Annotated in this window: 19 protein-coding genes; 2 read left to right on the top strand and 17 right to left on the bottom strand. The window is 61.5% G+C overall.

From position 1 onward, the window contains the following. Positions 1-9: 9 nt before the first annotated feature. The 4 genes from JFU48_RS10030 to JFU48_RS10015 all read right to left on the bottom strand — a co-directional run bounded on the left by JFU48_RS10030 (position 10) and on the right by JFU48_RS10015 (position 3,327). Positions 10-708 (bottom strand): lipoate--protein ligase family protein, encoded by a 699-nt coding sequence (locus JFU48_RS10030; RefSeq protein ID WP_201136434.1) that lies wholly within the window; start codon positions 706-708, stop codon positions 10-12. Between the two features lie 134 nt (positions 709-842). Continuing rightward, entirely contained in the window at positions 843-1,679 is an 837-nt protein-coding gene (gene trpC / locus JFU48_RS10025) for an indole-3-glycerol phosphate synthase TrpC (protein ID WP_103484976.1), read from the bottom strand. Further along, a complete protein-coding gene (trpD, locus tag JFU48_RS10020; protein WP_003228800.1) occupies positions 1,676-2,725 on the bottom strand; it encodes an anthranilate phosphoribosyltransferase in 1,050 nt (349 codons plus the stop codon). Before trpD ends, trpC begins: the two co-directional genes overlap by 4 nt. Before the next feature lie 8 nt (positions 2,726-2,733). After that, on the bottom strand, positions 2,734-3,327 hold the full coding sequence (locus JFU48_RS10015) for an aminodeoxychorismate/anthranilate synthase component II (RefSeq protein WP_003228801.1): 594 nt from the start codon (positions 3,325-3,327) through the stop codon (positions 2,734-2,736). Between the two features lie 408 nt (positions 3,328-3,735). On the opposite strand from JFU48_RS10015, the gene estP reads away from it, so the two are divergent. Continuing rightward, entirely contained in the window at positions 3,736-5,646 is a 1,911-nt protein-coding gene (gene estP / locus JFU48_RS10010; RefSeq protein ID WP_103484975.1) for an esterase EstP, read from the top strand. Positions 5,647-5,819: 173 nt separating this feature from the next. Here estP and trpE read toward each other — a convergent pair whose 3' ends face one another. The 10 genes from trpE to JFU48_RS09960 all read right to left on the bottom strand — a co-directional run bounded on the left by trpE (position 5,820) and on the right by JFU48_RS09960 (position 18,342). Next, positions 5,820-7,301: an anthranilate synthase component I gene (gene trpE, locus JFU48_RS10005; RefSeq protein ID WP_003228804.1), complete on the bottom strand. Its 1,482-nt coding sequence runs from the start codon at positions 7,299-7,301 to the stop codon at positions 5,820-5,822. Positions 7,302-7,371: 70 nt separating this feature from the next. Continuing rightward, positions 7,372-8,190, bottom strand: coding sequence for a phosphoglycolate phosphatase (locus JFU48_RS10000; protein WP_103484973.1), 819 nt, complete (start codon positions 8,188-8,190; stop codon positions 7,372-7,374). Next, positions 8,187-8,861: a ribulose-phosphate 3-epimerase gene (rpe, locus tag JFU48_RS09995; protein WP_003228808.1), complete on the bottom strand. Its 675-nt coding sequence runs from the start codon at positions 8,859-8,861 to the stop codon at positions 8,187-8,189. Before rpe ends, JFU48_RS10000 begins: the two co-directional genes overlap by 4 nt. Before the next feature lie 80 nt (positions 8,862-8,941). After that, positions 8,942-10,090 (bottom strand): iron-containing alcohol dehydrogenase, encoded by a 1,149-nt coding sequence (locus JFU48_RS09990; protein WP_201136433.1) that lies wholly within the window; start codon positions 10,088-10,090, stop codon positions 8,942-8,944. A 223-nt stretch (positions 10,091-10,313) separates the two neighbouring features. Further along, positions 10,314-11,138 carry an ABC transporter permease gene (locus tag JFU48_RS09985; protein ID WP_003228811.1) on the bottom strand — a complete coding sequence of 275 codons (825 nt, stop codon included), beginning with the start codon at positions 11,136-11,138 and terminating at the stop codon, positions 10,314-10,316. Positions 11,139-11,150: 12 nt separating this feature from the next. Beyond that, positions 11,151-12,398 (bottom strand): ABC transporter permease, encoded by a 1,248-nt coding sequence (locus tag JFU48_RS09980; protein ID WP_003228813.1) that lies wholly within the window; start codon positions 12,396-12,398, stop codon positions 11,151-11,153. 224 nt (positions 12,399-12,622) lie between these two features. Next, positions 12,623-13,666 carry an ABC transporter substrate-binding protein gene (locus JFU48_RS09975; RefSeq protein WP_103485889.1) on the bottom strand — a complete coding sequence of 348 codons (1,044 nt, stop codon included), beginning with the start codon at positions 13,664-13,666 and terminating at the stop codon, positions 12,623-12,625. Between the two features lie 49 nt (positions 13,667-13,715). Beyond that, positions 13,716-14,840, bottom strand: coding sequence for an ABC transporter ATP-binding protein (locus tag JFU48_RS09970; RefSeq protein WP_201136432.1), 1,125 nt, complete (start codon positions 14,838-14,840; stop codon positions 13,716-13,718). Positions 14,841-15,189: 349 nt separating this feature from the next. Further along, on the bottom strand, positions 15,190-15,831 hold the full coding sequence (locus tag JFU48_RS09965) for a response regulator (protein ID WP_201136431.1): 642 nt from the start codon (positions 15,829-15,831) through the stop codon (positions 15,190-15,192). A gap of 114 nt (positions 15,832-15,945) precedes the next feature. Further along, on the bottom strand, positions 15,946-18,342 hold the full coding sequence (locus JFU48_RS09960; RefSeq protein ID WP_201136430.1) for a PAS domain-containing sensor histidine kinase: 2,397 nt from the start codon (positions 18,340-18,342) through the stop codon (positions 15,946-15,948). Between the two features lie 74 nt (positions 18,343-18,416). Between JFU48_RS09960 and JFU48_RS09955 the strand changes: the two genes are divergently transcribed. Beyond that, positions 18,417-19,406, top strand: coding sequence for an alpha/beta hydrolase family protein (locus JFU48_RS09955; protein ID WP_003228824.1), 990 nt, complete (start codon positions 18,417-18,419; stop codon positions 19,404-19,406). A 130-nt stretch (positions 19,407-19,536) separates the two neighbouring features. Here JFU48_RS09955 and JFU48_RS09950 read toward each other — a convergent pair whose 3' ends face one another. Genes JFU48_RS09950 through JFU48_RS09940 form a run of 3 tightly spaced genes read right to left on the bottom strand, consistent with a single transcriptional unit; the run spans position 19,537 to position 21,993 of the window. Next, positions 19,537-20,304 carry a TerB family tellurite resistance protein gene (locus JFU48_RS09950; protein WP_103485894.1) on the bottom strand — a complete coding sequence of 256 codons (768 nt, stop codon included), beginning with the start codon at positions 20,302-20,304 and terminating at the stop codon, positions 19,537-19,539. Position 20,305: 1 nt separating this feature from the next. Further along, on the bottom strand, positions 20,306-20,977 hold the full coding sequence (gene murU / locus JFU48_RS09945) for an N-acetylmuramate alpha-1-phosphate uridylyltransferase MurU (RefSeq protein WP_201136429.1): 672 nt from the start codon (positions 20,975-20,977) through the stop codon (positions 20,306-20,308). Next, positions 20,974-21,993, bottom strand: coding sequence for an aminoglycoside phosphotransferase family protein (locus JFU48_RS09940; protein ID WP_003228833.1), 1,020 nt, complete (start codon positions 21,991-21,993; stop codon positions 20,974-20,976). Before JFU48_RS09940 ends, murU begins: the two co-directional genes overlap by 4 nt. Between the last annotated feature and the right edge of the window lie 39 nt (positions 21,994-22,032).

Below are 22,032 nucleotides of genomic sequence, written 5' to 3'. Positions count from 1 at the left end.
GCGCGCTACTCAGGCGCTGTAGAGCTGCGCCAGCATCAGTCGAAACAGCTCATCAAGACGCGCCAAAGCCGTTGGCGCGACGAACTTCTCATGCAGGGCGATGTGGCTTTCGGCCCGTACCCGCTGCTCCAGACCGCAAGCCTCGTTGAAGCGATTGACCGCCGCGACCATCGACTCGCGCTCGTTATCCATCAGCATCGCCCCATGCACCAGCCCCACCGGACGCTGACCGCCCTGACTCTGGCGCCAGCGCTGAGCGGTGCCGACCATCTTGCGGCCGTCGAGATTGACATTGAAACGACCGTCGCAGAACGCGCCGGCGATTTCGCCCAACGACGACGTGCCGCCCAACTCATCCAGCAACTCGCAGATCGGATCGCACAGACGCCGGTAGCCGGTTTCGATGCGGTTCAAATCACCCTCGCTGCGGGGCGGGGCGTAGACCAACGCGATGTTGATGGTTGAAGCGGATTGCGGGACCGGTTCGCCACCGGTTTCCCGCAGCAATACCGGCCAACCGGCAGCAGCGGAGACTTCGCAGGCATGCTCGAAACCGGGCAGACGATTGAGGCGACGCGGCATGACCAAGGCGCGATCACTGGGTTGCCAGAACAGCAGGCCGAATTCGGCATCGCCGGCACAGATCGAGGCCAACAAGTCTTGCTCGGCTTGCAGGCCGGCTTCGATGGTGAGGGAGGCAGGGATCATAAGGTTTCCGTAGGACGTTCAGTCTGAGGTGAAACTTATGTCGTCATCGCGAGCAGGCTCACTCCTACAGGGGGAACGCATTCCAAGTGTAGGAGTGAGCCTGCTCGCGATGGCGTTTACTCGGTCTGACTGAGTCAGTCGAGGGTCGAACCACTGACCGGCACACCACGCTCCGGGAAGAACAGGCGCTGCAATTCAACACCCGGGCTTTCCGCGCGCATGAACGCTTCGCCGACCAGGAATGCGTAGACGTCGCTGATTTCCATCAGCTCGACATCGGCACGGTTGAGAATGCCGCTCTCGGTGATCACCAGACGATCGCGCGGGATGCGCGGCAGCAGGTCGAGGGTGGTTTCCAGGCTGACGTCGAAGGTGTGCAGGTTACGGTTGTTGACCCCGACCAGTGGCGTGTCGAGGGTTTTCAATGCGCGTTCCAGCTCATCGCCATCGTGCACTTCAACCAGCACATCGAGACCGACGCCTTTGGCAACCGAGGCCAGCTCGGCCATTTTCACGTCGTCCAGTGCGGAGACGATCAGCAGCACGCAGTCGGCGCCCAGCGCACGGGCTTCGACGATCTGGTACGGATCGATCATGAAGTCCTTGCGGATCACCGGCAATTTGCACGCGGCGCGGGCCTGTTGCAGGTAGAGATCAGCGCCCTGGAAGTAGTCGATATCGGTCAGCACGGAAAGACAGGTCGCCCCGCCCTTCTCGTAGCTCTTGGCGATATCGGCAGGCACGAAGTTTTCGCGGATCACACCTTTGCTCGGCGAAGCCTTTTTGATTTCGGCGATCACCGCCGGTTGCTTCGTCTTGGCCTGCGCCAGCAGGGCCTGGGCAAAACCACGGGGTGCGTCGGCCGCCTTGGCCAGACTTTCCAGCTCGCTCAGGCTGACGCGAGCGCTGCGCTCGGCGACTTCCTGGACTTTGCGCGCCAGAATGTTTTCCAGAACCGTCGGTACACTCATCCCTCATTCTCCACTTTGAATACCGCGGTAAAGGCACCCAACTCCTCGAGCTTTTCCCGAGCAAGACCGGTGTGCAGAGCATCGTGCGCAAGTGCCACGCCTTCTTTGAGACTGGTCGCCAGGTCAGCCGCGTACAGCGCCGCACCGGCATTGAGCACAATCATTTCGGCAGCCTTCTGGCCGTTTTCGGTCTTGCGCTTGCCCAGCGCATCGCGGATCAGCGCCAGCGAAGCTTCCGGGCCTTCGACCGACAGACCGTGCAGGCTCTGGCTCTTCATGCCCAGATCTTCCGGCTCGACCCAATATTCGGTGATTTCGTTGTTCTTCAGCTCAGCCACAAAAGTCGGCGCGGCAAGACTGAACTCGTCCAGACCGTCCTTCGAATGCACCACCAGTACGTGCTTGCTGCCCAGGCGCTGCAAGACTTCGGCCAATGGCCGGCACAGCGCAGGAGTAAACACGCCCACCACCTGATGTTTGACACCGGCCGGATTCGTAAGCGGGCCGAGCATGTTGAACAGCGTACGCAGGCCGAGATCGCGGCGCGGGCCGGCGGCGTACTTCATGGCTTTGTGGTGGGTTTGGGCAAACATGAAACCGATGCCGACGTTATCGATGCAGCGGGCGACCTGTACCGGCGTCAGGTTCAGGTAGATGCCGGCTGCTTCCAGCAGGTCGGCGCTGCCGCTTTTGCCCGACACTGCACGGTTGCCGTGCTTGGCCACGGTGCAACCCGCCGCCGCGACGACGAACGCGGAGGCCGTCGATACGTTGAAAATGTTCGCACCGTCACCGCCGGTGCCGACCACATCGACCACGCCGTCGAGGGTCTTGAGTTCGACCTGATCGGCCAGCTCACGCATCACGGAAACCGCGCCGACGATTTCGTCGATGCTCTCGCTCTTCATGCGCATCGCCATCATGAACGCGCCAATCTGCGCCTCGGTGCATTGACCGGTCATGATTTCGCGCATCACGTCGCGCATTTCTTCGGTGCTGAGGTCGAGGTGTTCGACGATACGGCTCAGGGCTGTCTTGATGTTCATGGGAGTCCTTAGCGCGTGCCGCCGGTTTGTTTGAGGAAGTTGGCAAACAGTTCATGGCCCTGTTCAGTCAGGATCGACTCAGGGTGGAACTGTACGCCCTCAATGTTCAGGGTCTTGTGACGCAAGCCCATGATTTCATCGACCGAGCCGTCGTCGTGCTGCGTCCACGCGGTCAGCTCCAGGCACTCGGGCAAAGTATCGTGTTTGACGATCAGCGAGTGGTAGCGGGTAACCGTCAGCGGATGATTCAGACCGGCAAAAACGCCCTTGTCCTCGTGGAATACCGGGCTAGTCTTACCGTGCATTACCTGACGGGCACGCACGACATCGCCGCCGAAGGCCTGACCGATGGACTGATGGCCGAGGCAGACGCCAAGGATCGGCAGTTTGCCGGCGAAATGTTTGATGGCTTCGATGGAAATGCCGGCTTCAGTCGGCGTGCATGGGCCTGGCGAGACCACGATGCGCTCCGGGTTGAGCGCTTCGATTTCAGCGATGGTCAGTTCGTCGTTGCGCACGACCTTGACCTCGGCCCCCAGCTCGCCGAGGTATTGCACAACGTTGTAAGTAAAGGAGTCGTAGTTGTCGATCATCAGCAACATGGCGTTTCGAACCTCTTGAATTCTGACTTGGAGACAGCCTTCGAATGACTTGCCCGCAGGGCGCTGCACGATGTCGGACGCGCACAGGTGGCGTCGGCACAGCGGTATTTCAAACGGGCAAGGAAGGCAAAGCGATACAGATCCGGCCGGGCCGGCAGAAAAGATTCAGGCGCGCCAACGCCAACGGGCGTGTGCCTTGATGACTTGATCCAGAAGTTTGCTGACGATCAACACGGGGAAGGTCTCGTTCATACGTTCCGGCACAGTAACTTAGCTGGGCAGAGCGTGCAATATGGCGGGGCTGACGGGGGGCAAAACAACAGGGGTGTTCGCGACCGATGGCAAAAGGCCGGAAGTTTTTGGTACTGTCGTTTTGTTCACTACAACAATAAATAAACGGACTTGCTCATGATCAAACAGACGTTGTTTGTACCGCTTGCCGGATGCCTGCTCGCCATGGCTTGCGCCCAGGCTTACGCAGCACCCGCGCCCTATTCCAACTTCATCGTGTTCGGCGACAGTCTGAACGATGCCGGGACCTTCAGCGACCCGGGCGGCCCTGCCGGCGCCACCCAGCGCTACACCAACCGCACCGGCCCGCTGTACAAGGATGGAACCGGGGAAAACCGAGATCTTAATGCCACCCAGATCATTGGCGGCAAGCTGGGTTTCAATCCGAACCAGACCGCCTCTTCATCCTCGGCGGTACGCGCCAGCGAAGGTCTGCCCGATGGCAACAACTGGGCGGTCGGCGGCTATCGCACTGACCAGATTCTCGACTCGATCACCACGGAGTCGGCCACCGGTGAACGCACCCGCGCCGGTTACCTGCCGTCGAACGGCTTCCGTGCCGATCCGAACGCGCTGTATTACCTGTCCGGTGGCGGCAACGACTTCCTTCAAGGTCGCGTGCTCAGCCTCGATCAGGCCAGCTCGGCAGCCGATCGCCTGGCCGACAGCGTACGCACACTGCAAGGCGCCGGAGCCAAATACATCATGGTCTGGCTACTGCCGGACATCGGCCTGACCCCGGCGATCAACGGCTCGCCGCTGCAGGGTTTCACCTCCCAGCTCAGCGCGCAGTTCAACACCGAACTGGTCAGCCAGTTGCAGGGCATCAACGCTGAAATCATCCCGCTCAACATTCCAGTGCTGCTCAAGGAAGTGTTCGCCAACCCGGCGCAGTTCGGTCTCGCCACCGACCAGAACCTGACCGCCACCTGCTTCAGCGGCAACAGCTGCACCGAGAACGCCCGATACGGCATCAACAGCGCCACGCCGGATCCGACCAAGTTGATCTACAACGACTCGGTGCACCCTACCGAAGCCGGCCAACGCCTGATCGCCGACTACGCCTACTCGCTGCTGGCCGCCCCGTGGGAACTGACCCTGCTGCCGGAAATGGCTCAAGGCGCCTTGCGCGCGCACCAGGATGAACTGCGCAATCAATGGCTGGCCGATTGGGAAAACTGGCAGGGCATCGGTCAATGGCGGGCGATTGTCGCCGGTGGCGGCCAACATCAGGATTTCGACGGCCAGCACAGCGCAGCCAGTGCCGATGGCAATGGCTATAACCTGAACATCGGCGGCAGCTATCGCGTCAACGAAGCCTGGCGGGTCGGTCTGGCCGCGGGTCTCTACCACCAGAAACTCGAAGCCGGCGACGCTGACTCCGAATACAAACTCAACTCCTACATGGGCACCGCGTTCGCCCAGTACCAGCAAGATCGCTGGTGGGGCGACCTGGCGATGACCGCCGGGAAACTCGACTACGACAGCCTCAAGCGTAAATTCCAGCTCGGGGTCAACGAGCGCGGGGAGAAAGGCGACACCGACGGCTATGTACTGGCGATCAGCGGCCGCATCGGCTACGACATTGCGCAGCAGGCCAGCAGTCCGTGGCACCTGTCGCCGTTTGTCAGCGCCGACTTCGGCAAGACTGAAGTCGATGGTTATTCGGAAAAAGGCGCGGACGCCACAGCGCTGACCTTCGATGACCAGTCACGCAACTCGCGACGTCTGGGCCTGGGTATTCAAGGCAAGTACCAGATCACGGCGCAGACCGAAGTGTTCGGCGAATTCGCTCACGAGCGTGAGTACAACGACGACCGCCAGGATCTGACCATCAACCTCAACAGCCTGCCAGGTAATCGCTTTACCCTCGAAGGCTACGAGCCGCAGACCAACCTCAATCGTCTGAACCTGGGCGTGAGTCACAAGCTCACGCAGGATTTGGCGTTGCGCGCCAGCTACAACGTGCGCAAGGATGATGACTTTACCCAGCAGGGGGTGAACGTCGGGGTCAGCCTCGATTTCTGATCTGCTGGCATAAAAAACGCGGCGCCCTCACAGGCGCCGCGTTTTTTTATGGCTGATCACAACACAATGTGGGAGCGGGCTTGCTCGCGAAAGCGGTGTATCAGCCGACATCCATTTTGAATGTCAGGCCGTATTCGCGAGCAAGCTCGCTCCCACAGGGGGACTGTGTGAACTCAGCTTTCCGGGGTCTGCTCGGCCAGGGCCACAGCACGGAACATTGCGCGGCGCTTGTTCAGGGTTTCTTCCCATTCCAGCGCCGGCACCGAGTCGGCAACGATGCCGCCACCGGCCTGCACGTGCAGCTCGCCGTTCTTGATCACCGCGGTACGAATCGCAATCGCGGTGTCCATGTTGCCGTTCCAGGCGAAATAACCGACCGCACCGCCATACACGCCACGCTTGACCGGCTCCAGTTCGTCGATGATTTCCATCGCACGGATCTTCGGCGCGCCGGACAAGGTGCCCGCCGGCAGAATCGCCCGCAGCGCGTCCATCGCGGTCAGCCCGGCCTTCAACTGGCCGGTGACGTTGGAGACGATGTGCATCACGTTGGAATAACGCTCGATGACCATTTTCTCGGTGAGCTTCACCGAACCGATTTCCGAAACCCGGCCAGTGTCGTTACGACCGAGGTCGATCAGCATCAGGTGCTCGGCGATCTCTTTGTCGTCCGACAGCAGATCCTCTTCCAGCGCCAGATCCGCCTCTTCGGTAGCTCCGCGTGGACGAGTGCCGGCAATCGGGCGCACGGTGATCAGGTTGTCTTCGACCCGCACCAGCACTTCCGGCGAACTGCCGACGACGTGGAAGTCGCCGAAGTTGAAGAAGTACATGTACGGCGTCGGGTTGAAGCAACGCAGGGCACGATACAGATCGATCGGCGCCGCCTTGAAGTCGATCGACATGCGCTGCGACGGCACGACCTGCATGCAGTCGCCCGCGAGGATGTATTCCTTGATGGTGTCGACGGCTTTTTCGTAGTCGCTCTGGGTGAAACTGGAGCGAAACACCGGATCAGCCGCTTGTTGCTTGCTGAAATCCAGGCCACGGCGCGGGGTGATCGGCTGGCGCAGTTTCTCCAGCAGTTCCTGCAATTGCGCCTGCCCCTGCTCGTAAGCATCGGCTTGCGCCGGGTCAGCGAGGACAATCGCGTGCATCTTGCCGGCGAGGTTGTCGAACACCACCACCGCATCAGAGACCATCAGCAGAATGTCCGGCACGCCCAGTGGATCCGGGTTCGGGCATTTGCCCAGACGTTTCTCGACATAGCGCACGCAGTCGTAACCGAAGTAGCCGACCAGACCACCGTTGAAACGCGGCAGACCGGCGATGGTCGGCACGTTGTAGCGGGCCTTGAAGGTTTCGACGAAGGCCAGCGGGTCTTCGACGTCATGGCTTTCGGTCTCGACGCCATCGACGGTGATGCTCACGTGATGGTCGTGCACCCGCAACACGGTGCGGCACGGCAGGCCGATGATCGAATAACGGCCCCATTTCTCGCCACCCTGCACCGATTCGAGCAGATAGGAGTTGGGCTGGTCGGCCAGTTTCAGGTAGATCGACAGCGGCGTGTCGAAGTCGGCCAGGGTTTCGCAGGCCAACGGAATGCGGTTGTAGCCGTCAGCGGCCAAGCGCAGGAATTCTTCGCGGATCATGAGGTGCCTCGTGGTGTGAGGTGCTAACAGTCAGGTATGCAAACGCGCCGGCAAGCCGGCCAGGAACCAGTCAGGCGCGCCAACGCCAGCGGGCCAGGGCCTTGATGACTTTCATCCAGAGTTTGCGGGTGACCACCACGATGGCGTTTCCAGAAGGAGATTGAGAAGCGTCGGGCAACGTTATCTCAGCGGCAGTACCGAGGCAACCGGGAATTAGCTTGCGCAGATCGTCGATCACCAGTGCCGGGGATTCCTCGGCAATCGGTCGACCGTGGTTATAGCCGTAGCTCAGCGCCACACACTTGACCCCCGCCGCTTTCGCCGCCTGCACGTCACTGCGCGAGTCGCCGACGAACAGCGATTGCGAGGCCGGGATGTTGGCCATTTTCATCACGAAGAACAGCGCGGCCGGATCAGGCTTCTTCTGCGGCAGGGTGTCGCCGCCGATGATCCATTTGAAGTAGCGGCCGATCTTCATCTGATCCAGCAGCGGTGCGACGAAACGCTCCGGCTTGTTGGTGATCAGCGCCATGGCCACGCCCTGCTTGTGCAACCACTTGAGGGTGTCGCGCACGCCGGGATAGACCACGGTCAGCTCATGACTCGCGCCGTAGGCTTCCATGAACACTTCCAGCGCGTGCTCGGCCTCGACGTCGTCCACCGCCGAATGATCGATGCCACCGGCCAGCGCCCGGCGCACCAGCACCGGTGCGCCGTTGCCGACCCACTCGCGCACCGCCTCGATGCCGGCAGGCTTGCGGCCGAGGGAGAGCAGCATGGTGTCCACCGCGGCCGCCAGGTCGGGAACCGAGTCGATCAACGTGCCATCCAGATCGAACATCACCAACCGTGGCAGTTGCCCCGGGAACAGCTGCTCAAAACCGCTCATGGGCGCGCCAGCGCCAGTTCGGAGCGCATCTTGTCGATGACTTCCTGATAGTTCGGCGCATTGAAGATCGCAGAGCCAGCGACGAAGGTGTCAGCACCGGCCGCGGCGATTTCACGGATATTGTTAACGTTGACGCCGCCGTCGATTTCCAGACGGATGTCGCGGCCCGAGGCATCGATGATCGCCCGCGCTTCGCGCAGTTTATCGAGGGTGCCGGGGATGAACTTCTGCCCGCCGAAGCCCGGGTTGACGCTCATCAGCAAGACCATGTCGACCTTGTCGATCACGTACTTGAGCACGTCCAGCGGGGTCGCCGGGTTGAACACCAGCCCGGATTTGCAGCCGCCTTCACGGATCAGTTGCAGCGAACGATCGACGTGCAGCGTGGCTTCCGGGTGGAAAGTGATGTACGTCGCACCGGCCTCGATGAAGTCGCCGACGATGCGATCCACCGGGCTGACCATCAGGTGCGCGTCGATCGGCGCGGTGATGCCGTACTTGCGCAATGCTGCGCAGACCATCGGGCCAATGGTCAGGTTCGGCACGTAGTGGTTGTCCATGACATCGAAGTGGACGAAGTCGGCACCGGCGGCCAGAACATTGTCCACTTCTTCGCCGAGGCGGGCGAAGTCGGCGGAGAGAATCGACGGAGCAATTACGAAGGGCTGCATGACGCACCTTTTCTGAGCTAAATCACGATGGCGCGCATTGTATACCTCAAGTTTCCGTGCGCGCACCGTGACCGCGATGATCAGTACGCCGCTCGGTAGATCTTCTCGATATCCGCAGCGCTGAGCTTGCGCGAGTTGTTGCGCATCAAACGCTCGATTCCCGCGGCCTCCACGGCCATGGCCGGGATCGCCTCTTGCGGCACACCGAAACTGCGCAGCCCGGCCGGAATTTCCACCGCCGCGCACAACTCGGTCATGGCCTGCACGGCTTTGTCCGCCGCCTCAGTGGCGCTCAGATGAGCGGTCTTCACCCCCATGGCTTCGGCGATATCCTGCATGCGCTCGACGCAGGCCATCTTGTTCCAGGTCATGACATACGGCAGCAACAAGGCGTTACTGACGCCATGGGCAATGTTGAAACGCCCGCCCAACGGATAGGCCAACGCATGCACCGCGCCGACCCCGGCATTGCCGAACGCCATGCCGGCCATCAGGCTGGCGGTGGCCATGTCTTCCCGGGCTTGCAGATTGCCGCCATTGGCGTAGGCCTTGGGCAGCGCCCTGGCGATCAACTTGATTGCGCCGAGCGCCAGCGAGTCGGTGATCGGCGAAGCGTTGACCGACAGATAGGATTCGATGGCATGCACCAGCGCATCGACGCCACTGGCGGCGGTGACGCTGCGCGGGCAGGTCAGGGTCATTTGCGGACTGACCAGCGCCACGTCCGGCAGCAGATAATCGCTGACGATGCCTTTCTTCAGTTGTGCAACCTTGTCGGAGAGGATGGCGACGTTGGTCACTTCCGAGCCGGTGCCGGCGGTGGTCGGGATGGCGATCAGCGGCGGACCTTTGCGCGGTACCTGATCGACGCCGAACAGGTCTTCCAGCGCGCCGTGATAGCCGGCGTACGCGGCAACGCTCTTGGCGATGTCGATGGCACTGCCGCCGCCGAGACCGATCAAGCCGTCGTGCCCGCCCTCGCGATACACGCGCATGCAATCTTCGACGATGGCGATTTCCGGGTCCGGCAGCACCCGGTCGAAAATCTCGTACTCGCGCCCGCCCAATTGGCACAGCGCCAGCTCTACGGTGCCGGACTTGACCAGCGCGGCATCGGTGACGATCAGCGGATTGTCGATATCCAGTCGCGTGAGTTCCGCCGCCAGTTGCTCGATGGCCCCGGCGCCGGTGATCAGTTTGTGAGCGATTTTGAACTGGGACAGACTCATCGTGCGCAGCCTCTTATAGATGTGGGAGCTGAGCACAAGCGTAGTTGAGGGATCCGGGTTGTCTGCTATTCACCCCATGAATGAGACAAAACTTCGCATACAACACAAATCCCTTGTTGGAGGGGGCTTGCTCCCGAAAGCGGTGGGTCAGTCGACATCTACTTCAACTGATCCACCGCATTCGGGAGCAAGCCCCCTCCCACAGTTTTTATCGTGTACAGCTTCAGACTTGGGCAGTGCGAAGTTTCTCGCTACGACCGCGCAGCCATTCAAGGGTTAACAGCAGGATGACGGAGAAGGCGATCAACAAAGTTGCCGCAGCAGCAATCGTCGGACTGAGGTTCTCGCGAATCCCGCTGAACATCTGCCGTGGCAGCGTCGCTTGCTCGGGGCCGGCGAGGAACAGCGTCACCACCACTTCATCGAACGATGTGGCGAAAGCAAACAACGCCCCGGAAATCACTCCCGGCGCAATCAGCGGCAGCGTCACCCGGCGGAACGTGGTCAACGGCGATGCGCCGAGGCTGGCCGCCGCCCGCACCAGATTCTGATTGAAACCCTGCAACGTCGCCGACACGGTGATGATCACGAACGGCACACCCAGCACCGCGTGCACCACGATCAGCGAGAAGAAGCTGTTGCCCAGGCCGAGCGGCGCGAAGAACAGATAACTCGCCACACCAATGATCACCACCGGCACCACCATCGGCGAAATCACCAGCGCCATCACCAGCGCCTTGCCGGGGAAATCGCCACGTGTCAGGCCGATGGCGGCCAGGGTGCCGAAGACCATCGCCAGCACGGTCGCCGCAGGGGCGACGATGATGCTGTTCTTCAGCGAACGCATCCATTCCGCCGAGGCGAAGAAGTCCTGATACCAGTGCAGGGAAAAGCCCTGCAGCGGATACACCAGGAAACTGCCGGAGTTGAACGACAGCGGCACGATCACCAGCACCGGCAGAATCAGGAACAGCAGGATCAGGCCGCAGAGAATCCGCAAGCTGTAGAACCACACCCGTTCGATGGGCGACATGTAAGGACTCAGCATTTCAAATTCCCCTTAGCTCAGGCGCAGGCGACTGGCGCCCACCAGCCAGCTGTAGATCAGATACAGCACCACGGTCGCCAGCAGCAACAGGCCGCCCAGCGCAGTGGCCATGCCCCAGTTGATGCTGGTGTTGGTGTAGAACGCGACGAAGTAACTGACCATTTGATCGTTCGGGCTGCCGAGCAGCGCCGGGGTGATGTAGTAGCCGATGGCGAGGATGAACACCAACAGGCAACCGGCGCCGACACCGGCGTAGGTTTGCGGGAAGTACACCCGCCAGAAACTGGCGAACGGATGGCAGCCCAGCGAGATCGCGGCGCGCATGTAGGTCGGCGAGATGCCTTTCATCACGCTGTAAATCGGCAGAATCATGAACGGCAGCAGAATGTGCACCATCGAGATGTAGACCCCGGTGCGGTTGAACACCAGCTCCAGCGGCTTATCGATGATGCCCATGGCCATCAGCGCGCTGTTGATCAGCCCGCCCGATTGCAGCAACACGATCCACGCCGCGACCCGCACCAGAATCGAAGTCCAGAACGGCAGCAGCACCAGAATCATCAGCAGGTTGCTCTGCCGCGAGGGCAGGTTTGCCAGCAGGTAGGCCAGTGGATAGGCGAGGAACAGGCAGATCACGGTGATGACCAGCCCCATCCAGAAAGTCCGGGCAAAAATGTCGAGGTAGATCGCCTGATCCGGGGTGGCCGGCGCCACTTCACCAAGGTCGTCGATGCGGTGATCGACTGCCGCCAGCAGGTAGTAAGGCGTGATGTTGCTGGTATTGCGGCGCACCGCTTGCCAGTAGGCCGGATCGCCCCAACGCTCGTCGAGCGCTTCGAGGGCTTCTTTATAAGAGGCCGGCTCGCTGGCGAAAGGCAGCGCGCGGGCGGTTTTGGTCAGCAGGCTGCGATAGCCGGCCAACTCCATGTTCAAGCGCTTGGACAGATCGCCCAAGGTCTGGTTTTTGCGGGCTTCGGCGAGGTCTTCGCCGGCGGCTTTATAAACCGGTTCGGCGGGCAGGCCACGGCCGTCCCAACTGGCGATGGCGGCCACGGTGCGCGGCATGCCGCCGACCACTTCCGGGTTGCCGACGCTTTTATAGAGCAGCGCCACAATCGGCACCAGGAACACCAGCAACAGAAACAACACCAGCGGCGCAATCAACGCCTGAGCCTTCCAGCGGTTGACCCGCTCGGCGCGCTTGAGCTTCTGCTTCAAGGTGGGGCTGGTGCCCTCGTTCAAGGGAACGGCGATGGCCATGACGTACTCCGCAAATCTTTGATCGTTACAGAGGTGGCGAACCACCTCTGTTGTGTTGAAACACCATGCCTGAGGATGGCGATTCCCTGTGGCGAGCGAGCTTGCTCGCGCTGGGCTGCGAAGCGGCCCCAAAATTGTGTTGGCAGTGCCAATTTTGTGAGTGCTGCGCACTCAAGCGGGAGCAAGCTCCCTCGCCACAGGAGCCCTCATAGTGGGAGCGATGGTTACTTCGCAGCCCAGGAATTGAAGCGCTGCTCCAGTTGCTCGCCGTTGTCAGCCCAGAAGCTGACGTCGATCTGCACCTGGTTGGCGATGTTTTCCGGGGTGGTCGGCATGTCTTTCAGTACGTCCTTGCTCAGCAGCGGTACCGCTTGCGTGTTGGCCGGGCCGTAGGCGATGTTTTCCGAGTAGGTCTTCTGTTGCTGCGGCTGAACCGAGTAGGCAATGAACTTCTTCGCAGCATCGGCGCGGGTCTTGTCCAGACCTTTCGGGATGGCCCACGCGTCGAAGTCGTAGATGCCGCCGTTCCAGACGACCTTGAGGTTGGATTCTTTCTGCACGGCCGCGATGCGACCGTTGTAGGCCGAGCTCATGACCACGTCACCGGAAGCGAGGTATTGCGGCGGTTGGGCGCCCGCCTCCCACCACTGGATGTAAGGCTTGAGTTCGTCGAGTTTCTTGAAGGCGCGATCCTGACCGTCCTTGCCGGCCAATACTTTGTAAACGTCTTTTGGCGCAACACCGTCAGCCATCAACGCGAATTCCAGAGTGTACTTGGCGCCTTTACGCAGGCCGCGCTTGCCCGGGAATTTCTTGGTGTCCCAGAAATCTGCCCAACTGGCGGGTGGCGCTTTGAGCTTGTCGGCGTTGTATGCCAGCACGGTCGACCAGACGAAGAAGCCCACGCCGCACGGCTGGATCGCGCCTTTTACATAGTCTTCGGTCTTGCCGAACAGCGCCGGGTCGAGTTGTTCGAACATGTCTTCATCACAGCCACGGGCCAGCTCCGGGGATTCAACTTCCACCAGATCCCAAGACACACTCTTGGTATCGACCATGGCTTTGACTTTGGCCATTTCGCCGTTGTACTCGCCAGCAACGATCTTGCCGTTGCCCGCCGCCTGCCACGGTGCGTAGAACGCTTTTTCCTGGGCGGCCTTGTTCGCCCCGCCAAACGACACCACAGTCAGATCAGGGCCGGCGGCCATCGCGTGTGCCGCACCCATCAGGCCCAGGGTCAGGGCTGTCAACTTCAGGGATCTCAACATTTATTGTTCTCTCCACGTGCAGGGTTGGTGTTGGTATTGCGGGGGGCGATCAGTTCGCCTCTAACAGCGGGTCGAGCGCACGAACGTGCTCGACCTGCCAGCCAAGCGGTACCACGTCCCCGACCGCGAGCGCTGGATCGAGCTCGGCAATCGGTTGTTTCACGAAGAAGTCGGTCTTGCCGCAGACTTCCAGGCGCACCCGGACGTGGTCGCCCAGATAGATGAATTCCGCCACCCTCCCTGAGAAGCGGTTGACGCATTGGTCGCTCGAACCGTTGAGGCTCACGCGCTCCGGGCGAATCGACAGGGTCACGGGTTCGCCGGTCTGGCCGACGTTGACCGCCAGCGCCTCGACCTTCTCGCCACGGCCCAGCTCGACCACGCAGCGCTCGCCGTTCTGACTGAGCAGACGGCCGTTGAGGCGGTTGTTCTCGCCGATGAAGTTGGCGACGAAGGTGTTTTTCGGCTCTTCGTAGAGGGTGCGCGGCGGGGCGATCTGCTGGATTTCGCCTTGATGAAACACGGCGACGCGGTCGGACATGGTCAAGGCTTCACCCTGGTCGTGGGTCACGTAGACCACGGTCACGCCGAGGCGCTGGTGCAGGTGCTTGATCTCCATCTGCATGTGTTCGCGCAATTGCTTGTCGAGTGCGCCCAGCGGTTCGTCCATCAGCACCAATTGCGGTTCGAACACCAGTGCCCGAGCCAGCGCCACACGCTGCTGCTGACCGCCGGAGAGTTGCGCCGGATAGCGCGACGCGAACGCGTCGAGCTGGACCATGCTCAGGACTTTCTTGACCTTGTCGCTGACGTCACTCTTGTTCAAGCCACGGACGGTCAGCGGGAAGGCCAGGTTCTCGGCCACGGTCATGTGCGGGAACAGCGCGTAGTTCTGGAATACCATGCCGATGTCGCGCTTGTGCGGCGGCACGTTGTTGATCGCACGGCCGGCCAGGAGGATTTCGCCGGCGGTCGGGGTTTCGAACCCGGCGAGCATCATCAGGCTGGTGGTCTTGCCCGAGCCGGACGGCCCGAGCAGGGTCAGGAACTCGCCTTTGCGAATGTCCAGGTTGAGGTCTTTGACGATCAGGTTCTCGCCGTCGTAGCTCTTCTGCACTCCACGAAAGCTGACCAGCACGTCACTGGCCCCTGCGTTTGAATCGACCTGGCTCATACCCACACCTTTGTTATTGGTAACTGCTGTGGAACAAGCCTAGTGGCTGGCGCCAGCCACGCAAATCGGGGCGCAGGAGAGAATCGCCTCAGCCGGATGGAAGGTTGGGGGTAGGGATTGCCCTACAAGGATGGCGCGTTTTGGCAAACGCAGCGGAATCGACAAGCGGCGAGCCGCAAGAACAGGCAAAAGCGGCTGTCGCTAATGGATATGCCCGCAATTGCAGGCCAGATGGAGATTCCCTGTGGGAGCGGGCTTGCTCGCGAACGCGGTGTGTCAGTCACTGAATGATTGGATGACCCACCGCATTCGCGAGCAAGCCCGCTCCCACAGTAGAAATACGGTGTGCTTAGAGGAGTTTATGTTCCATCGCATATTTCACCAGCTCGGCCAGCGAGGTGATGTTGAGCTTTTGCATCAGCCGCGCCTTATGGGTGCTGATGGTCTTGCTGCTCAGGGCCAGTTGCTGGGCGATGTCGTTGACGTTGGCGCCTTGGGCCAGGCGCTCGAACACCGAGAACTCGCGTTCGGACAACAGCGAATGCAACGGACGCGTGTCAGTCAGGCCGACCTCGAAGACCATCCGGTCGGCCAGCTCCGGGTCGATGTAACGCCCGCCTGCTGCGACCTTGCGAATTGCCGTCAGCAACAGCGCCGGATCACTGTCCTTGGTCGCATAGCCAGCGGCGCCGACCTTCAGCGCACGGGCAGCCATTTGTGCTTCGTCGTGCATCGACAACACCAGAATCGCCGGCGGATTGTTCAGCGCGCGAATCCGCGGAATCGCTTCCAGTCCATTGACCCCGGGCATCGAGATGTCCAGCAACACCACTTCACATGGCACGCTGCGCAGGGTTTCGAGGAGTTGTTCGCCATTACTCGCCTCCCCCACCACTTGCAGATCCTTGGCCAGGCCGATCAATTGCTTGATGCCTTCACGGACGATGGTGTGGTCTTCGGCTACCAATACACGGATCAAGTTCTTCTCCATTATTCTTATTCAGCGCCAGGGTCATTCGCGAGCAGGCTCGCTCCCACAGGGAAGTGCATTCCAATGTGGGAGCGAGCCTGCTCGCGATAGCGTCAGCTCAAACACCACAAACCTTCAAACCTCACTCACCGGCACCCACACATGCAGACTGGTGCCCTCCCCCGGTTCACTCTCAAGCAGCAACCGCCCGCCCATGATCAGCACCCGCTCGCGGATGCCGACCAGGCCAAAGGAAGTCGGCCGATCCGCAGTGGCGACAAAGCCTACGCCATCATCGCTGACCGTCAGACACAACTCATCGCCTTCCAGCACCAGCGTCAGCTCCACAGTATGCGCCTGGGCATGGCGCATGACGTTGGTCAGCGCCTCCTGCAGGATACGGAACAGGCCAATGGCCTTGGCATCGCTGAGCGCCGGCAGATTGTCCGGCACCTGCACCAGACACGGAATCTGCGTACGCGCCTCGAAGCGCCGCGCCTGCCACTCGATCGCCGAGGCGATCCCGGCATCGAGGATCGGCGGGCGCAGCGCCGTCGCCACATCGCGCACCAACTGGAACAACTGGGCGATCAGGCGTTTCATGCTGTTCAAGCGCTCGTTCAGCCCCGGGTCGAGCTGCGCATAGGCCAGCTCGCACATCGAGGTTTCCAGTTTCAGCACCGTGAGCATCTGCCCCAGCTCATCGTGCACTTCGCGGGCGATTCGCGCCTTCTCTTCTTCGCGCACGCTTTCCAGGTGCGCCGACAATTCGCGCAGTTGCTCGCGGGACGCGGCCAGCTCCAGTTCAATGCGCTTGCTTTCGCTGATGTCCCAGACGATACCGTCCCAGACATAGGCGCCATCCTCCAGTTGGCGGGTGATCGCCTTGATCTCGGCCCAGCGCTGTTCGCCCTGGCGAGTGAGGATGCGGCCCTGCCACGACCAGTCACTGTCGGTGTCCAGCGCCTGATCCTGGGTCTGGTGGTAACTGGCCCTGTCGTCGGGATGCACCAGACTGCGCAAGCCCATGTCACGGTGCGCGATGGCGGCCGGCGCGTAACCGACCAGACTCTCGCTGCCCTCACTGATGTAGGCGAAATCAATCTGCCCGGTCACCGCCGCCCGCTCCAGACGGAACACCAGCCCCGGCACGTTGGCGGCGATGCCTTGCAGGCGCGCTTCACTTTCCTGCAACGCGGCCAAGGCACGACGACGCTCGGTGACGTCGGTGAGGTAAACCACCAGATACTCGCTGTCGCGAAAGCGCAGGAAACTCAGCGAGACGTCCGCCGGCAGGATGCTGCCATCAGCGCGCACGCAACTGGTTTCAAAGCTCAGCGGCCCTTCTTCACTGGCCCGCGCGCGTTTCCACAGGTTGAGCCAGCGGTCCATGTGCAGACCGGGTTCGAAGTCGATCAGCGGCCGCTCGATCAGCGCGCCCTGTGGATAACCGAGCATGTGTTCCGCCGCGCGGTTCGCGTAGCGCACATGGCTGTCCCAGTTGACCCAGAGAATGCCGACGGTGCTTTGATCGATGGAAAACTGGGTCAGGCGCAAGGCTTCTTCGCTGGCCGCGCGCAGGGCAATATCTTCCCGGGCCGCCAGCAAGCGCTGTTCGAGGCTATGTTGCTGGCGTCGCTGCCAGACCACGATGGCCACACAACTGAGCAGCAAAACGGCAAACAGCAGACTGAGGTTCTGCCAGAACCCCGGCGATTCGGTGAGCCGCGGGTACTTGGGTTGCAGCCATTGGTTGTGCAGGCGCTCCAGCTCCTTGGCCGGGATCGCCCGCAAGGCGCTTTCGATAATCCCGGCCAACTGTGGCCAGTCGCGACGCGTGGCGACTCGCAACAGCTGCGGCAAGCCGATATCGCCGACCACCACCAGCCCGGCGAACTCCGGCTCGGCGGACAATCGCCCGAGTTGCGCTTCGTCCACCACGGCGTAGGACGCTTGCTGAGTCAACAACAGTTGCAACGCCTGACGCTCCAACGGCACGCCTTGCAGATTCAGGTGCGGATAATTACTGCGCAAATAATCGGCGGTGACGCTGGGCATGCGCACGGCGACGCGGGACAGGCTGTCGAGCTTTTCCAGCTCGACCACGCCGCCGCTCTTCTGGTCGCTGACCACCAGTTGCGGCACACGCATGTAAGGATCGGAAAACAGCCACAGGCGCAGTGCCTCCGGGGTCTGGGTCAGGCCCGGGGCGATGTCGATTTCACCTTCGCGAGCGGCCTCCTCCAGTTGCGTCAGATCCTGAAAATTGCGCCAGCTCAGATCGACATTCAGGGTTTTGGCCAGTGACTTCATCAATTCGACATTGGCCCCGGACAAGCGCTGCAGACGCCGGTCGTACTGCGCGTACGGTGCCTGCAACACCAGACCGACGCGCAGCTCTCGGTGCTGCGCCAGCCATTGCTGCTCGCCGGGCGTCAACAGCGCCGCGTGCGCGGCCGGCGCAGACGCCGCCCAGCCCATCAAGGGAAAACACAACCAGCCGATAACCCACAGGCAGCAAAAACGCATCATTGAAGTCTCGTACACTGACAAATTCTGACCAACCCATTAGGCTGCCGGGATACTTTTCTGGCCTGGAATAACCGATGCCCTCTGTCTACCGCCTGGCAATGCCAGCATTGTGCCTGTCGCTGATCCTGCCTTGTGCGTTTTCCGTCGAGGCCGCCGATCCGGCGCCCGCCTCCACCGCCGAGCAACCGGCCACCGAAAAACCGGCCGAACGCCAGCCACTGCTTGAGCGTAGTCAGGAAGAAGCCGCGGCACTCGAACGCAAAGTCCCGGCGCAAGAACAGCAGCAACTGCAGGCCGGCGCCGACACTTTCCTCGCCCTGTGGAAACCGGCCAACACCGCCGACCCGAAAGGTGCGGTGATTATCGTCCCGGGCGCCGGCGAAACCGCTGACTGGCCGCAAGTGATCGGCCCGCTGCGCAACAAATTGCCCGACGTCGAGTGGAGCAGCCTGAGCATCACCCTGCCGGATCTGCAAAGCGATGTCATCGCCCCGCGGGTGATTGCGCCCGCCGCCGCGCCGAAAGCCCCGGAAAGTGGCAGCAAGGATTCCACCACCGCGCAACCGATCGAACAGGCAGCGGGCGGTGAAGCGGAAGTGGCGGATCAGGTGGTTGCCGAAACGACTGAAGAACAGTCCAAGGCGGATGCCGAGCGCATCTTCGCGCGGATCGACGCGGCGATTGCCTACGCCGAGCAACAAAGCGCACGCCGGGTCGTCGTCCTCGGTCACGGCACGGGCGCCTACTGGGCGGCGCGTTTCCTCAGCGAGCGGCAGAGTTCGCAGGTCGAGAAGCTGGTGATGGTCGATGCGCAAACACCAAGCAAGGCCAAGCCGCCACTGGCCGAGCTGACGCCGACCCTGAAGTTGCCGACGGCGGATATTTTCTACATGGACAAGGCGCTGGATCGCACCGCGGCGCTTGAGCGCATGCAGGCCAGCAAGCGCTTGAAGACTTCAGCGTTCAGCCAGGTGGCGCTCAAGGCGTTGCCGGATAAAAAGGCTGAGCAGGAACAGTTGTTCCGGCGGGTGCGTGGCTGGTTGAATCCGCAGAAGACTGACTGATAGACCGAGTCGCCCCATTCGCGAGCAGGCTCGCTCCCACATTTGAATGCATTCCATCTGTAGGAATGCGATCAGTGTGGGAGCGAGCCTGCTCGCGAAGAGGCCCTCATCAACAACTCAACTCTAACGATCAGCGAAAATCCCGTCGCGCCCGAATCAGGGTAAACGCGTTGTGCAGCTCGCGGGTTTTCTCGGTCGCGTCACGCACCTGCTCCGGCGTCGCGCCGCTGCCGGCGATCTTGTCCGGGTGATGACGGCTGAGCAGTCGTCGATAGGCGCGCTTGATCTGCGCCGGCTCGCTGGTCGCCGACACGCCGAGCAGGCGCATCGCTTCCTGATAACTCATCGCCGCACTGACAATCGGCCGTTTGTTCGGCTCGTAATCATTGGCCAGTGCCTGGATCTGGTGCGTTGTCCACCCCAGCCACTTGCCCCACTGCGCCAATAATTCACGCTCACTGACGCCCGCGCGACCGTCGGCCCAGACCATCCGCCAGCAGGCGCGCAACACGCCTTCGGCGGCATGCGGCTGAGCACTCAGGCGTCGCAGATAACCGCGCAGGCGGTCGCCGCCGGACTTGCCGCGATTGAACGCGGCAATCGCCCGCCGCCGCGCCGGTTCGCTCATTTCCAGGGCGTTCATTTCATTGCGCGCCTGCTGGATATGACCGTCCGTCACCCGCCCGTCACTCTTGGCCAGACGCCCGAGCAACACGAACAGCAATTCGTCGTTGCGCAACATCGGCCGGCCGCCGAGTTTTTCCCGCAAGTGCCCCCAGCTCTGCAAGTGCAGACGCCGATCCAGCGCCTGTCCCAACAATGCCCCAAGCATGGCCCCCGGAATGCTGGCAATCGCAAAACCTGCTCCGGCTCCAATCAGAGTCCCTGGCCACAACATATCAACGACTCGCTTCTATCAATGCTTCAGCTTCGGCCAGACGCTCATGCGTACCGACATCCACCCAATGGCCTTTCAGACGCTCGCCCGTGACCTGTCCATCGGCCATGGCTTTGCGCAGCAATGGTGCGAGCTTGAACGCGCCGTCCGCGCAGCCATCGAACAACTGCGGATGGAGCACGGCGATGCCGCTGTAGGTCAGGGTTTGCGCACCCGCCTGGCCATCGCTCACCCGACCGTCAGTCAGGGTGAAATCGCCCGTGGGATGATGAGCCGGGTTGTCCGCCAGTACGAGATGCGCCAGACCATTGATCGGTTGATGCAGCACGCTGAAGTCGTAATCGGTCCAGATGTCACCGTTGACCACCAGAAACGCATCATCACCGAGCAACGGCAAGGCGCGAAAAATCCCGCCGCCGGTCTCCAGCGGCTCGCCTTCCGGCGAATACTGGATGCTCACGCCGAACTGCGAACCGTCGCCCAGGTAATCCTCGATCTGCTGACCGAGCCAGGCATGGTTGATCACGATCTCGCTGAAACCGGCCGCTGCCAGCGCGCGCAGGTGATATTCGATCAACGGTACGCCGCCGGCACGCACCAGCGGTTTGGGGGTGGTCAGGGTCAGCGGGCGCATGCGCTCGCCTTTGCCTGCCGCCAGAATCATGGCCTTCATGCAGTCACTCCGCCACGCAGACTGGCGAGCAACGCCTGCAGATCCGCCAGTTCAGGACGACGAGCGATCACCGCTTCTATATAGGCGAAGAAACGCGGCACGTCGGCCAGATAGCGCGGCTTGCCATCGCGATGGCAGATGCGAGCGAAGATGCCGATGACTTTCAGGTGACGCTGTACGCCCATCAGGTCGCTGGCGCGCAGGAAGTCTTCGAAATCGGCCTGCACCGGGATGTTCAGCGCAGCGGCTTGCTGCCAGTAACTTTCCAGCCAGCCACGCACACGCTCTTCAGGCCAACTGAGGAAGGCATCCTTGAACAGGCAGGTGACGTCGTAGGTGACCGGGCCGTAGACCGCGTCCTGAAAGTCGAGCACACCGGGATTCGGTGCGCTGAGCATCAGATTGCGCGGCATGTAGTCGCGGTGCACCAACACTTTCGGCTGGGCCAGGGCGCTGTCAATCAGCAGATCGCTGACGGCTTGCCACTGTTGCTGCTGTGCTGCATCAAACTCGATGCCGAGTTCGCGCTTCACGTACCACTCGGGGAACAGTTCCAGCTCGCGGCGCAGCAGTGCCACGTCGTAACTCGGCAGTGGTGCGACCATCGGCAATTGCTGAAAAGCCAGCAGAGATTGCAAGGCATCGCTGAACAAAGCGTCGGCATTTTCACTGTCGATTACGTCGAGATAGGTCTTGTTGCCCAGGTCATTGAGCAAAAGAAATCCGCGTTCGAGGTCTTCTGCATAAATTTTCGGCACATTAATTCCGGATTTCGCCAGCAAAAAGGCGATATCCACGAACGGTTTGCAGTTTTCCTGGGGTGGCGGAGCATCCATCACGACGAAGCTGCGGCCCGCTCCTTCCCAGCGGAAATACCGCCGGAAACTCGCGTCGCTGCTGGCCGCGGTCAACGTGGCCGGGGGTACGACGCCCCAGCCCTGATCTGCAAAAAGGATTGCCAACTGTTCATCGAGCCAAACTTTCAGGTGTTGCAAGCGTACATCTTGGTCAGGCATTGCAAGGGTCTCCGACGGCGCTAGCCGTCAAGCGGGTCA

Source organism: Pseudomonas sp. TH49 (genome assembly GCF_016650625.1).
GTDB classification, from domain to species: Bacteria; Pseudomonadota; Gammaproteobacteria; order Pseudomonadales; family Pseudomonadaceae; genus Aquipseudomonas; species Aquipseudomonas fluorescens_H.
Note: the sequence above shows the minus strand (reverse complement) of the source record. Positions and strands in the feature narration are given on the sequence as shown.

Excerpts from the sequence above, each read along its gene's own strand:
- murU (WP_201136429.1), bottom strand. The coding sequence starts at position 20,977 with ATGAAGGCCATGATTCTGGCGGCAGGCAAAGGCGAGCGCATGCGCCCG.
- JFU48_RS09960 (WP_201136430.1), bottom strand. The coding sequence starts at position 18,342 with ATGATGCGTTTTTGCTGCCTGTGGGTTATCGGCTGGTTGTGTTTTCCC.
- JFU48_RS09985 (WP_003228811.1), bottom strand. The coding sequence starts at position 11,138 with ATGCTGAGTCCTTACATGTCGCCCATCGAACGGGTGTGGTTCTACAGC.
- rpe (WP_003228808.1), bottom strand. The coding sequence starts at position 8,861 with ATGCAGCCCTTCGTAATTGCTCCGTCGATTCTCTCCGCCGACTTCGCC.
- JFU48_RS09970 (WP_201136432.1), bottom strand. The coding sequence starts at position 14,840 with ATGAGCCAGGTCGATTCAAACGCAGGGGCCAGTGACGTGCTGGTCAGC.
- JFU48_RS09940 (WP_003228833.1), bottom strand. The coding sequence starts at position 21,993 with ATGCCTGACCAAGATGTACGCTTGCAACACCTGAAAGTTTGGCTCGAT.
- JFU48_RS09980 (WP_003228813.1), bottom strand. The coding sequence starts at position 12,398 with ATGGCCATCGCCGTTCCCTTGAACGAGGGCACCAGCCCCACCTTGAAG.
- trpD (WP_003228800.1), bottom strand. The coding sequence starts at position 2,725 with ATGAACATCAAGACAGCCCTGAGCCGTATCGTCGAACACCTCGACCTC.
- trpC (WP_103484976.1), bottom strand. The coding sequence starts at position 1,679 with ATGAGTGTACCGACGGTTCTGGAAAACATTCTGGCGCGCAAAGTCCAG.
- JFU48_RS09975 (WP_103485889.1), bottom strand. The coding sequence starts at position 13,666 with ATGTTGAGATCCCTGAAGTTGACAGCCCTGACCCTGGGCCTGATGGGT.
- JFU48_RS10030 (WP_201136434.1), bottom strand. The coding sequence starts at position 708 with ATGATCCCTGCCTCCCTCACCATCGAAGCCGGCCTGCAAGCCGAGCAA.
- JFU48_RS09950 (WP_103485894.1), bottom strand. The coding sequence starts at position 20,304 with ATGTTGTGGCCAGGGACTCTGATTGGAGCCGGAGCAGGTTTTGCGATT.
- JFU48_RS09965 (WP_201136431.1), bottom strand. The coding sequence starts at position 15,831 with ATGGAGAAGAACTTGATCCGTGTATTGGTAGCCGAAGACCACACCATC.
- estP (WP_103484975.1), top strand. The coding sequence starts at position 3,736 with ATGATCAAACAGACGTTGTTTGTACCGCTTGCCGGATGCCTGCTCGCC.
- trpE (WP_003228804.1), bottom strand. The coding sequence starts at position 7,301 with ATGATCCGCGAAGAATTCCTGCGCTTGGCCGCTGACGGCTACAACCGC.
- JFU48_RS09955 (WP_003228824.1), top strand. The coding sequence starts at position 18,417 with ATGCCCTCTGTCTACCGCCTGGCAATGCCAGCATTGTGCCTGTCGCTG.
- JFU48_RS10000 (WP_103484973.1), bottom strand. The coding sequence starts at position 8,190 with ATGAGCGGTTTTGAGCAGCTGTTCCCGGGGCAACTGCCACGGTTGGTG.
- JFU48_RS10015 (WP_003228801.1), bottom strand. The coding sequence starts at position 3,327 with ATGTTGCTGATGATCGACAACTACGACTCCTTTACTTACAACGTTGTG.
- JFU48_RS09990 (WP_201136433.1), bottom strand. The coding sequence starts at position 10,090 with ATGAGTCTGTCCCAGTTCAAAATCGCTCACAAACTGATCACCGGCGCC.